This window comes from Dysgonomonas sp. GY75 (assembly GCF_015234155.1).
Classification (GTDB): Bacteria; Bacteroidota; Bacteroidia; order Bacteroidales; family Dysgonomonadaceae; genus Dysgonomonas; species Dysgonomonas gadei.
Genome location: NZ_JADCLQ010000053.1, coordinates 1 through 11,396, shown reverse-complemented (window position 1 = coordinate 11,396; position 11,396 = coordinate 1). Strand labels below are relative to the sequence as shown.

Genomic DNA, 11,396 nt, shown 5'->3' with positions numbered 1-11,396 from the left:
GGCTCCAGTTATCTCAAAGGTAACACATAAGCCGATTATGAAACTGACTTCAACAGCTTAGCACCAAAGATTGTGACCTGTGAGCACGTGTATGAAATTTTAATCTTCTTGGCTGTTCCCTTTTAATATATCCAATAACCATGCATTTATTACGATAAGTGCTCTCTCTTGTTTCGCCTGAAATAATGATTTAATAACTAAAAGTCCTATTTAGGGACTATAAACTATAATTTATTTACGTATGAAAATATACATTAGACATATGGTAAGTCAACGATGCAAAATAGTGGTAATACAAGAGTTAAAGAAATTGGAACTCAATTATATTACCGTTGACTTAGGGATTGTTAATCTTTCCACACATCCAACACATGAACAAAATATCCAGCTCAAGCTAGCCATGGCTAAAAGCGGATTAGAACTGATAGAAAACAGGAAGGATATAGTGATCGAGCAGATAAAAATAGCAGTCATAGAATCAATATATTATTCAGAAAATAAATTAAAGATTCCCTTTTCAACCTATCTAAGTAATAAATTAAACCTGAACTACACTTATTTATCTAATACATTTACAGAGTCGCAAGGCTTTACAATTGCGCATTTCATCATTATGCATAAAATTGAACATGTTAAAGAACTCATTCAATACAATGAATTAACTTTTTCGGAAATTGCTTTCAAAATGCATTACAGTAGTATTGGCCATTTATCAAACCAGTTTAAGAAAATAACAGGTACTACTTTATCATTTTATAAGATGCATGGTCAAAAAAGAGAAACCAATATTGAAAACCTGTTAATTCTATAATATTCAATTATAAACACATAAAGCAATAGGGGTATACCGCAAAATAGATAGTACTTCTAATGTTTTAAAAAAAATATTATTTAATTTTCAAATCATCTAATCCTTTTCTGTTTTTTTCTGCTCGTTTATTAGCCTTTTCCGCTCGCTTTTCTTTCAAGTTTTTTTGAGGAGTTTTTTTATCCGCCCGGTCTTTTCCTTTATCTTCTTTTGACATAACTATTAAAATATTAATTATATCCAAAGATGAGAATTATTAAATCTAATATTATTACATAAAAAGTAAAATGAGTTACATATTTTACATATTTACTGAATGACAATTATATTCTAATATCGATAATCTGTAAAACATGTAATTAATAAACGATTAGTTGTAATATATCTAGGGTATAAGAGAACTACCTTTATGAACTAACACCTAATGTGTTAGACAAATTCATATGTCAATAAAAACAGTAAATCCAGCAACAAATGAAAAGCTGAAATCATTTGATGAAATGTCGAAAGATGAAATAGAGACTGTTATCAACCAGTCAGATATTACTTATCAGAGTTGGCGAAAAACAACTTATAAACAACGTTCGGAACTATTGCATAAAGTAGCACAAATATTACGAATAAGAAAAGAAAACCTTGCTGAACTAATCACTACCGAAATGGGGAAACTGATTGGTGAAAGTAAAGCAGAAATAGAACTTAGTGCGGATATCTTTGATTATTATGCTGAAAATGCTGAAAAATTTCTTGCGGATAAGATTTTAAGACCTAAATATGGAGAAGCATTAATACGCTACAGTCCGATAGGAGTTTTACTGGGGGTACAACCTTGGAATTTTCCATTTTATCAGGTTGCACGTTTTGCTGCCCCCAACATTATGATAGGGAATACTATTCTTTTAAAACATGCTTCTAACGTTCCTCAGTGTGGAATAGCATTGAGCGAAATATTTAAAGAAGCAGGTGCTCCACATGGATTGTATATAAACTTATTGATACCTGGCAACAAGATATCAAGGCTTCTTGCCGATGAGAGAATTAAGGGTGCTTCTCTGACTGGCAGTGAGCAGGCCGGAGCCAGTTTAGCAGAAGCTGCAGGAAAAAATATTAAAAAATCAGTCTTAGAACTTGGAGGTAGCGACCCATTTATAGTATTAGATGATGCCAATATCGATAAAACCATTTACTGGGCAGTAATAGCCCGAATGAATAATACAGGACAGTGTTGTGTTGCTGCAAAACGTTTTATTATAATGGAGTCTGTCTATTTTGAATTTCTCAATAAGTTTAAAGCGGCTTTACTGGCCCTAAAAGTGGGGGACCCGATGGATAATGAAACGGAACTTGGGCCATTAGTAAGTGAAGAAGCTTTGACTAACTTATTAGATCAGATAAACAGATCGGTTAAAGCCGGAGCCAGAATAGAATTGGGTGGACGTCGGATAGATCGTTCCGGAGCTTATATGGAAGCAACCATTCTTTCCGATATAAATAAGAATAATCCTGTCTATTCTCAAGAGCTATTTGGTCCTGTTGCATTATTATTTAAAGTAAGAACTGTAGAGGAAGCAATTAGTCTGGCAAATGACACTAGCTATGGGCTAGGTGCGTCAATTTTCACAAGTGATATAAGACAAGGGAAACTAATAGCTGATCAAATAGATAGCGGAATGGTTTTTATAAATCATCCGACATGGACCCAAGCTGATTTACCATTTGGGGGAACAAAGCGATCAGGATATGGACGAGAATTATCAGAATTCGGTACTGAAGAGTTTGTCAATAAGAAATTAATCAGGACAAGCCTTTTAACCGATCCTTTTTAAACGAGGATATTCTGATAAAATTTCACTATAACCTAATTTTAGAAATTAATAAATAAAAAAGAGGATTAATTAAAATCCTCTTTTTTATTTATTAACTAACTTTTTATTGTTATCCTTCTATAGATCGATTGTGTAATACGATCGACAATTCAGAAAGATAAATTTGAATGTTCCTGTATAAGAAAGCTTTTGGGAAGATATGATGATAACATTCCAATTACCAGCAGATTCCAGGCTAGTAGCTATATTATAACCTATGACACTATTTCCTTCTGTAATTAAAGCTGTCTTCTTTTTCTGATTTGGAGACCCGATTCTCATCCTTCCATTCATATGCAAAATGTATTGAATAACTTATAAAGAAAATAATTTGCCTAATATATTTTGTTATACATTTTTGCTTATTAATTACATAATTCACAGATTAACAAGTCATATCTATTTTTCAATTGTTTTAACTATAGAAAGACAGATATCTGTCAGATACAATTTAAAGCATAATCTGAGTATTATGTATGAAAAAATAAAAGCATTGGCCGGATTGTCAACACCGCTATGCTCCATCACTTCCGGTTGACTGAAAATCAAATAATAATTAAAAACAAAGAAAATGGAATTAGGTATCATTGGTTCAATAGTCATTGGCGTCCTTGCAGGTTTTATAGCCGGTTACATTACAAAAGGACGTGGTTTCGGTTTAATTGTAAACCTGATAGTGGGTTTAATCGGAGCGGTCTTAGGCGGATTTCTTTTCAGCGTACTAGGTATAAATTGGGGTGGGATTGTAGGAATGCTGATTGTGTCAGTTGTCGGTGCAGTTGTCTTTTTATGGATACTATCTTTATTTGGCGGGTATAATCGCAATAATAAGTCCGGAGGTAAATCTAACGGTTAGATTATTTAGTTGTAAATAATAAAAAATAAATTATGAAAAAAATCATATTATTACTTGCTTGCATAGCTACAGGACTTAGTCTTTCCGCCCAAAAAGGAGACAAAGCTGCTATTGGCAGTTTAGGTTATCAAACCGATTATAAACGTTTTGCAATCGGTGTACAGGGACGATATAGTATCCTGGATAATGTACGTATAGCTCCCGATATTACATTTTATTTCCCCAAAGATAAAGTAACTGGATTAGACGTTATGTTAAATGTCCATTATGTATTCAATCTTTCAGAGGAAAGAATATCCGTCTACCCTTTAGCCGGTCTGGGTATACAAAATAATTTTTATGGAAAACAATCAGTTATAATCGGGGGAACAGAACAAAAAACTGATTCTCATACAGAAACAGATTTAGCATTCAATCTGGGAGGAGGTATTACCTACCAAGTAGATGACAGGTTCTTTTTGAATGCTGAGGCCCGATTTATATTAGGAGACAACGACTGTGCCGTAATCCTGATTGGATACGGATACAAATTTTAAATAAATAATTACACGAATAAATTATGAAAAAGATTCTACTCCTTTTTATTATTACACTTTCAGCGGTTACCTTATCCGCTCAGCAAAAAGAAGGTCAAAGTACCCAAGCGGGTAGTAATACCACATTTGTTGATAACGGTTTCTGGGATAATTGGTTTATCGGAGCCGGGGCCGGTTCAAATATCTATTTCGGAGACAAAGATGTAGATGCTACTTTTGGGAGACGGATGACGGTAACCCCTAATTTGCAATTCGGAAAATGGTTTAACCCTTATTCCGGAGCTCGTATCAAACTATCGGGAGGAACAAACATACATACTTTCAATAATGATGCATCGCTGATGACCCGCAACAGGTACGTGAGCGCCGAACTAAATTATATGTTGAATGTGACCGATTACCTGATGCCTTATAATGCCGACCGTATTTACGCTTTCATTCCATATATCGGTGTGGGCTGGGCTTACGGCTGGGACTACAAAAAACTACCTGAGTATGCAAGCAACAGCAATCACGTGAACAGTGTAACATTTGATGCAGGTATCATTAACCGTTTCAGATTTTCTCCTCGTGTTGCCCTTGATATTGAACTATCAGGTAAATTGCTTAAAGATGATTTTGACCAACGCACAGGAAGCAAAAGAGGTTATGATCTTTTGGGAACAGCTTCTGCCAGCCTGGTCTTCACAGTCGGAAAGAAAGCCGTATTTACCGAAGCTATATTGAGGGACCAATCAGAGATAGACCAGTTGAACAATACCATTAATATGCAGCGTGCCGATATGGCAAGATTGGCGCAGCGTCCGGTAGAACAGACAGAACCTACTGTGGTTGTAAAAGAAGTTATCCGGGAAGTACAGGTCAGTGAAGAACCGGTCAATAATGTTGTCCTGTTTGGCATTAACAAGGTAAAGGTAGAATCCCATCAGGAAGTCAATGTTTATAATGTAGCCAAATATCTGAAAGAAAATCCGGATAAGAAAGTCAGGGTTATCGGTTATACCGATAAAGAGACAGGAACAGCAGTTATAAATGAAAAATTATCCAGACAAAGGGCTCAGAATGTGGCTGACATCATGACCGGCAAATACGGGATAAATCAGGACCGTGTTATTGTTGAATGGGAAGGGCAAACCAATCCTCCATTCGATGTAATGGAATGGAACCGTGCCGTAATTTTATATATTGAATAATTAAAGAAGAAGGAAAAATGAAAAAGATTTAAAGTATACTGTTTATCTCAGGATGCGTGTTAATACTCTCCTCATGCAATACAAAAACTGGAGCAGACAAAGATTTTGAGAATATGAAAGATTCTGTAAATAAGTCTATTGATAAAGCGGCTGATAAAACAAAAGAGGATGCCGGGGAGGTAAAAGATTCCTGGAATCAGACAAAAGATGCTGTTGATAAAAAAGCAGATACAATCAAGAGCAATATAAAGAAAGACGTCAAAGATATAAAGGAAGATGTTAAGAAAAAATTAGATTGACATCCCAACACGGTGAAAATGCCGACCGATCAGAATAAATAAAGAGGTCGGCTTATTTCAAATTAAACAAAGAAAAATGAAAAAGATTATAAGTATACTGTCTATCTCAGTATTTGTATTGGTATTCGTTTCATGCAATACAACAAGAGGCGCCGGGAAAGATTATGAAAACGCAAAAGAATCGGTAACTGAATCTGTCGATAAAGCCGTTGATAAAACAAAAGAGGGTGTCGGCAATGTAAAAGATTCATGGAATAATACAAAGTCGGATACCATCAAAACTGTTATAAAGAAAGATGTTCCGGTAAAATAGTATTAATATCCGGACTATGTGAAAATGCCAACCGATCACAATAAATAAAAAGGTTGGCTTATCTCAAAGATGAATATAATATGAAAAAGTTACTGATTCTAAGTATAATGATATTAACGGCTGTTGGTTTTATGTCTTGCGGAGACGATGATGACGATGCTCCGGCATTAGGTGCCAATGTGCAGGTTACAGTAAAGAACTTAGTGGGTACTATCCAACCCAATACTACTGTTTACTTATACAAGGATACGGAAGTAGATAGTTCTACAAAAAGTGCAGACGCGGACAAACATGTTGTAACAGATCAGAATGGTGTTGCGACATTCAGTTTAAATTTTACAGAATTAAATCTATTTGAATCCAAAACGACTCTGTCTTTTGCCGTCTTTTATGAGGTTGGAGGTGTTGAATTTATTGCTCCGGGCAGTACTAGTGTGACTGTAAAGAGAAATGATGAGAAAAAACTGAATCTTATAATTCCAATCTAAAAAGAAGAAATACATGGAAGAACAAATAGAAAAAGAAGATGATTATCAGAAAGATAATCATCTGAGTGTTGGAGTAAAAAAATATTTAAAAGTGCTGAATGATGGAGTTCCTGTTGAAACATTATCGAAAGAGGATGCCCGCAATGTTCTTGTAACAGCACAGAATGGAGTAAAAGTAGATTTATCAGGGATTGAAGAATCTGAAAAAATAATTACAGATAAAGATTATCCGGTAAAACTAACGATTGTTCGTCCTAAGGGAATAACAAAAAAACTACCCGCTTTTATTTTTATACATGGAGGTGGGTGGATTTTAGGTGACTATAATACGCATAAACGGATGGTACGCGACTTAGTCATAGAATCGGGATATGCCGCTGTTTTCATAAATTATAACCCTTCGCCAGAAGCTAAGTATCCACAGGCTATCAATGAAATTTATGCAGCTACCAAGTGGGTATCAAAGCATGGAGACGAAATAAATATAGACAGTAAACGTCTGGCTCTGGTCGGAAATAGTGCCGGAGGAAATATGGCTATTGCTACCAGCTTATTGGCAAAGAAAAATAATGATTCATTTATCAAAGTTCAGATTTTATTATGGCCCGTGACAAATACTGATTTCGATACAGAATCGTACAAAATGTATGGTGAACAAAGATTTTTGACTGCATCAATGATGAAATGGATGTTCGATCAGTATACAGCCGATTTAAAACAACGTAAAGAGATTTACCTTTCACCTCTTTTGGCTTCTATTGATGAACTTAGGGGATTACCACCTACCATCGTACAGGTGGCAGAAAATGATATATTGAGGGATGAGGGCGAAGCGTTTGGGCGTAAGCTCGATGAAGCAGGAGTCGATGTTACAACTATCCGTTACAATGGTGTAATTCATAATTTCGGGCTATTGAATGGGTTAGCAGCCTCACCCCAAACACGTTCGATGGTCATATATTCGGCAGGTATATTAAAATATTATCTCAAATAAATAATAAATAGTTATGAAAAAAGTATTATTTGGTCTAGTAATTGGCTCTTTAGCAGGGTATTTAATTCGTAAGCTGCAAGACGATGGGCAATTTGACTGTATTTATGACAATGCCAACAAATTTTTCAGGAAATCAAAGAAAGATTTAAAGAATATAACCGATATTGTTAAAAACGAAGCCGGATATTTAAAAGATCGAGTAGAGGTGAAAACTGAAAAATAAAAAAGAATGTTTTTTCGATTCTTCCGGTAAATGAAATACGGTAAATAAAAATACCATTTAGGGAAATTATTCCTTAAATGGTATTTGCCGTATGTTTTACAAAGATTAGGAATAAAGCTAGAGACCTCTGATCTATACCCATACGATCAAATTTTATCCATATATAATAGGAATTACACATCTAACGAGTCCATAAAGGTATATAATCACACAATGGTATATCTGTAATATACCTACATAGAGCTTCCTATTGCTTTACCCTGTTATTGGATACAATAAATACTTTCATTTATGCTTATTTACTCCATCTGTCATATTTTAATCGTTTAAACCACAATAAGGAATCTACAATGAAAAGTAGAATGAAAGGAAGCATAAGTAAAATACTTATAAATGTTTTTATCCCCAATCCATTGAATTCTCATTCGGATGTAATCTCTTAGCAGGCACAAATACCGAAAAATTTCTATAGATATAAAATGGGGTTGTGTTTGGTAGTTAAAATATTTGTTATTCGTATAAAAAAAAACAATAATTAACTATATGTCAGTATTTTACAGCAAAAAGGCAGTGATCTTTAAATACTTAGACGTATCTTTGTATTAAAGATTTGAGTTTTTATTACAAATTTCATACTTATCCTTTAATTCCGCAGATTTTTAGTTTAAAGTGCTTATTTGCCGTAATTCTCTTCTGATTATTTATTTTATAATTTTTTTACAATGAACATTTTTATCGCAGGTTTGAGTTACGATGTTAACGATGCCGATTTAAACACTCTTTTTAAGGAGTATGGAGTTATTAATTCAGCTAAAGTTATTATGGATCGTAGTACCAGCAGGTCTAAAGGCTACGGGTTTGTTGAAATGGACAACAACGAAGATGCAAATAAAGCAATTTCAAAACTGAACGGAGTTGAATATGATGGAAGAACTATCTCAGTCTCAGAAGCAAGACCTCGTCAGGAAAGAAATAACAACTCTTATGGTAACAATAGAGGAGGTTATAACAACAGATATTGACAAATATTTTACAGATTCAATATAAAAATAAGGTAGCTCAATCGGGCTACCTTATTTTATTTACTCTCGATTATATTTTTATCTTAGTAAAAAATATCTATAGAAAATAAGTTGCTGATAGATGGATTTTAGATAAGATCTTTCAGCGTAGAGATACAACATTGAACAATATGTACTCCAATATTTTGAACTCTGTTTTTTATAAGTAGAGCTGTATATTGATCTACAATACCACACTTTTTTAGGTGTAGAAACAACTATATTTCCGATCCTGATTTTTTGTTTATTTGTCAGATCAGGAGGAGTACTGGTCATAACCTAATTTAAAAAGATATAGGAAAACGTGATGAAGAAAACACTTTTAATAGATGAGAGAGGTGATAGTCTTCCGGCGGGCCTCTCTCTACGAAATGTAATATTATGCAAACATCTTACACTCGCTATATTAAAACAGTAATTACATATATTTCGTTTAATAAATTACTGTTAATTAACCTACTAATAATTTAAACTTCTTAAAGAACGACACCTTCCTTGATTTGAATTTCTTTTATTTTACGATCAGCTTTTTGTTGGGCTTTCATTTTTGACTTTTCTGCTTTTTCGATAGCCTTGAGAGTAGATTTTTCTAATTTTTGTTGATCTTTATTGGCTCTTTTCTCTACATCATTACTTGCATCTTTTCTCGCTTTTTCAGATGATTTTTTATTGTTCTTTTCTTGTTGTTTCTTCGCCTTTTCAATATTTTTTTCTTGTTGTTCCTCTGCGTTCTTAATTTCTTTTGCTTCTTTCTCCTTAATTTTAGTTATTTCAGATGATGTCTTTTCACTGATTACCACATTTTTCCCGTGAAGAAAAACAGGTAGCGATATGCCTATCAGCATAATTGTAAAAATGATAATTTTTTTCATTTGTTTTTGTTTTGAATAATATATTCCTATTATAATAAACATTTGAAAGAATTATTAGTTGGTTATTTCACAACAAATTAACGAATATTGTTTATCAGTTCTAGATTGAAGTACAAATAGTTTATAACCTTATTCAACAGAGTAATTCACTATAAATCTTTCATAAAGAAACGAGTAAAATAAAATTCATGGAAATTCATTTCAGCCGCTTACATGATAGGTGTTTAACTATTAATAACTTGTAGATAATGACAAAATATAATAATTTACTATTAGTGCTTGAAAATAATTTTACCTTTACAATACATCAGCCTTTTACTGCGAAAGATATACTCCTCTCAGAAACATTTGAGAAAAAGGAAAGATCAGATGTAGAAGGCATTAATTAATATAGTACAATGTCAATTACAAATATCCGTTTAGAAGTTATGCACTTCTTAGAAAAAAATGTAGATCATTTTATTACTCAGTTTTTGGTTCCTGTTGAAAAAATATGGCAACCGTCTGATTATCTCCCCGACTCAGAAAAAGAAACTTTTTTTGAGGATGTAAAAGAATTACGCGAACTGGCCAAAGAACTTCCTTACGACTTTTGGGTCGTATTGGTCGGGGACACCATCACCGAGGAGGCTTTGCCCACTTATGAATCGTGGCTGATGGATGTAGAAGGTATAGACAATGTAGACGGAGAAAAGCGCAACGGCTGGTCAAAGTGGATCAGGCACTGGACAGGAGAGGAAAACCGTCACGGCGATTTATTAAACAAATATCTTTATTTATCCGGCAGAGTGAATATGAGAGAGATTGAGCAGACTACACAACATCTGATCAATGACGGCTTTGATATTGGAACAGGAAGAGATCCTTACAAAAACTTTGTATACACCAGTTTTCAGGAATTGGCAACCTTCATTTCACACAATCGTGTAGCAGAAATGGCTCAAAAAATGAGTAATGATAAATTGTCGAGAATGTGTAAACGTATTGCAAGTGACGAAATGAGGCATCACCATGCTTACAGCGAATTTGTAAGGCGCATATTTGAGGTGGACCCTAGTGAAATGATGCTCGCTTTCCAGTATATGATGAAACAAAAGATTGTTATGCCCGCTCATTTCCTGAGAGAATCGAAAGAGAAAATAAGTACTGCCTTCGAACAGTTTTCAAATGCTGCACAGCGCATCGGGGTATATACTGCCACTGATTACGTAGATATTATGCAAAAACTGATAGATAAATGGCAGATAGATAAAATTTCAGGATTAACAGACGAAGCAGAACGTGCCCGTGATTTTCTGATGAAGCTTCCTGCACGTATGTCTAAAATATCAGAACGATTGGTTGTTCCAATCGATTCTTATATTTTCAAATGGGTACAACCTGCTGTGAAATAATACCATTGGACGAAGTATTGTCATTATTCGTGGCAATACAGGTGAAAGATAAACTCTTATTTAAGAAGTTATTACAGAAAGTCGAATTTGAATAAATAAAGTCAATCAAACGCAGATAAGAGCATATTAAAGAATTCCATCATGTATAAATGTTAAAATACGTCGATTTGTTTATAATTGTAGTTAGCAGAATAGCGCAAAACGAAGAAGTATAATTGTTACCAACTATAAACAAAGCCCAGACCCTAATCGTTATTTTTTCAAGTCATCCAATCCTTTACGATTCTTTTCTGCTCGCTTATTAGCCTTATCCGCTCGTTTCTCTTTTAGATTCTTTTGAGGAGCTTTTCTGTCTGCTCTATCTTTTCCTTTTTCTTCTTTTGACATAGTTTTTTTGTTTTAAATAGTTTTTCAAGATCAGGATTTCTTATCGAAAATATATTACATAATTAAAGCCATAAGTTAGATAATTAATAGTTTCAACACTTTTGATG

General features: G+C 33.9%; 15 protein-coding genes. 12 read left to right on the top strand and 3 right to left on the bottom strand.

The annotated features are described in order from the left end of the window. Window positions 1-241: 241 nt before the first annotated feature. Window positions 242-811 carry a helix-turn-helix domain-containing protein gene (locus IR083_RS21155; RefSeq protein WP_135105805.1) on the top strand — a complete coding sequence of 190 codons (570 nt, stop codon included), beginning with the start codon at window positions 242-244 and terminating at the stop codon, window positions 809-811. Between the two features lie 76 nt (window positions 812-887). Here IR083_RS21155 and IR083_RS21150 read toward each other — a convergent pair whose 3' ends face one another. Further along, window positions 888-1,025: a hypothetical protein gene (locus tag IR083_RS21150; protein WP_018075088.1), complete on the bottom strand. Its 138-nt coding sequence runs from the start codon at window positions 1,023-1,025 to the stop codon at window positions 888-890. A 226-nt stretch (window positions 1,026-1,251) separates the two neighbouring features. Between IR083_RS21150 and IR083_RS21145 the strand changes: the two genes are divergently transcribed. From IR083_RS21145 to IR083_RS21100, 10 genes are all read left to right on the top strand, one after another. Continuing rightward, window positions 1,252-2,634: an NAD-dependent succinate-semialdehyde dehydrogenase gene (locus IR083_RS21145; RefSeq protein ID WP_194225809.1), complete on the top strand. Its 1,383-nt coding sequence runs from the start codon at window positions 1,252-1,254 to the stop codon at window positions 2,632-2,634. A 610-nt stretch (window positions 2,635-3,244) separates the two neighbouring features. Beyond that, window positions 3,245-3,529, top strand: coding sequence for a GlsB/YeaQ/YmgE family stress response membrane protein (locus tag IR083_RS21140; RefSeq protein WP_006844249.1), 285 nt, complete (start codon window positions 3,245-3,247; stop codon window positions 3,527-3,529). A gap of 32 nt (window positions 3,530-3,561) precedes the next feature. Continuing rightward, entirely contained in the window at window positions 3,562-4,065 is a 504-nt protein-coding gene (locus tag IR083_RS21135) for an outer membrane beta-barrel protein (protein WP_194225808.1), read from the top strand. 23 nt (window positions 4,066-4,088) lie between these two features. Beyond that, complete coding sequence (locus tag IR083_RS21130) at window positions 4,089-5,258, top strand: OmpA family protein (protein ID WP_194225807.1); 1,170 nt, start codon at window positions 4,089-4,091, stop codon at window positions 5,256-5,258. 113 nt (window positions 5,259-5,371) lie between these two features. Then, window positions 5,372-5,557 carry a hypothetical protein gene (locus tag IR083_RS21125; RefSeq protein ID WP_242052504.1) on the top strand — a complete coding sequence of 62 codons (186 nt, stop codon included), beginning with the start codon at window positions 5,372-5,374 and terminating at the stop codon, window positions 5,555-5,557. 76 nt (window positions 5,558-5,633) lie between these two features. Continuing rightward, window positions 5,634-5,870 (top strand): hypothetical protein, encoded by a 237-nt coding sequence (locus IR083_RS21120; protein ID WP_194225806.1) that lies wholly within the window; start codon window positions 5,634-5,636, stop codon window positions 5,868-5,870. A gap of 80 nt (window positions 5,871-5,950) precedes the next feature. Continuing rightward, window positions 5,951-6,358 (top strand): hypothetical protein, encoded by a 408-nt coding sequence (locus IR083_RS21115; RefSeq protein WP_194225805.1) that lies wholly within the window; start codon window positions 5,951-5,953, stop codon window positions 6,356-6,358. 13 nt (window positions 6,359-6,371) lie between these two features. Beyond that, window positions 6,372-7,352, top strand: coding sequence for an alpha/beta hydrolase (locus tag IR083_RS21110; protein ID WP_194225804.1), 981 nt, complete (start codon window positions 6,372-6,374; stop codon window positions 7,350-7,352). A gap of 13 nt (window positions 7,353-7,365) precedes the next feature. After that, entirely contained in the window at window positions 7,366-7,575 is a 210-nt protein-coding gene (locus tag IR083_RS21105) for a hypothetical protein (protein WP_006844256.1), read from the top strand. Between the two features lie 722 nt (window positions 7,576-8,297). Next, window positions 8,298-8,597: an RNA recognition motif domain-containing protein gene (locus IR083_RS21100; protein WP_194225803.1), complete on the top strand. Its 300-nt coding sequence runs from the start codon at window positions 8,298-8,300 to the stop codon at window positions 8,595-8,597. 515 nt (window positions 8,598-9,112) lie between these two features. Here IR083_RS21100 and IR083_RS21095 read toward each other — a convergent pair. Beyond that, window positions 9,113-9,508, bottom strand: coding sequence for a hypothetical protein (locus IR083_RS21095; protein WP_242052503.1), 396 nt, complete (start codon window positions 9,506-9,508; stop codon window positions 9,113-9,115). Window positions 9,509-9,936: 428 nt separating this feature from the next. Between IR083_RS21095 and IR083_RS21090 the strand changes: the two genes are divergently transcribed. Then, window positions 9,937-10,902: an acyl-ACP desaturase gene (locus tag IR083_RS21090; RefSeq protein WP_242052502.1), complete on the top strand. Its 966-nt coding sequence runs from the start codon at window positions 9,937-9,939 to the stop codon at window positions 10,900-10,902. 252 nt (window positions 10,903-11,154) lie between these two features. On the opposite strand, the gene IR083_RS24855 is transcribed toward IR083_RS21090, so the two are convergent. Next, on the bottom strand, window positions 11,155-11,289 hold the full coding sequence (locus IR083_RS24855; RefSeq protein WP_006844260.1) for a hypothetical protein: 135 nt from the start codon (window positions 11,287-11,289) through the stop codon (window positions 11,155-11,157). Window positions 11,290-11,396: the final 107 nt, after the last annotated feature.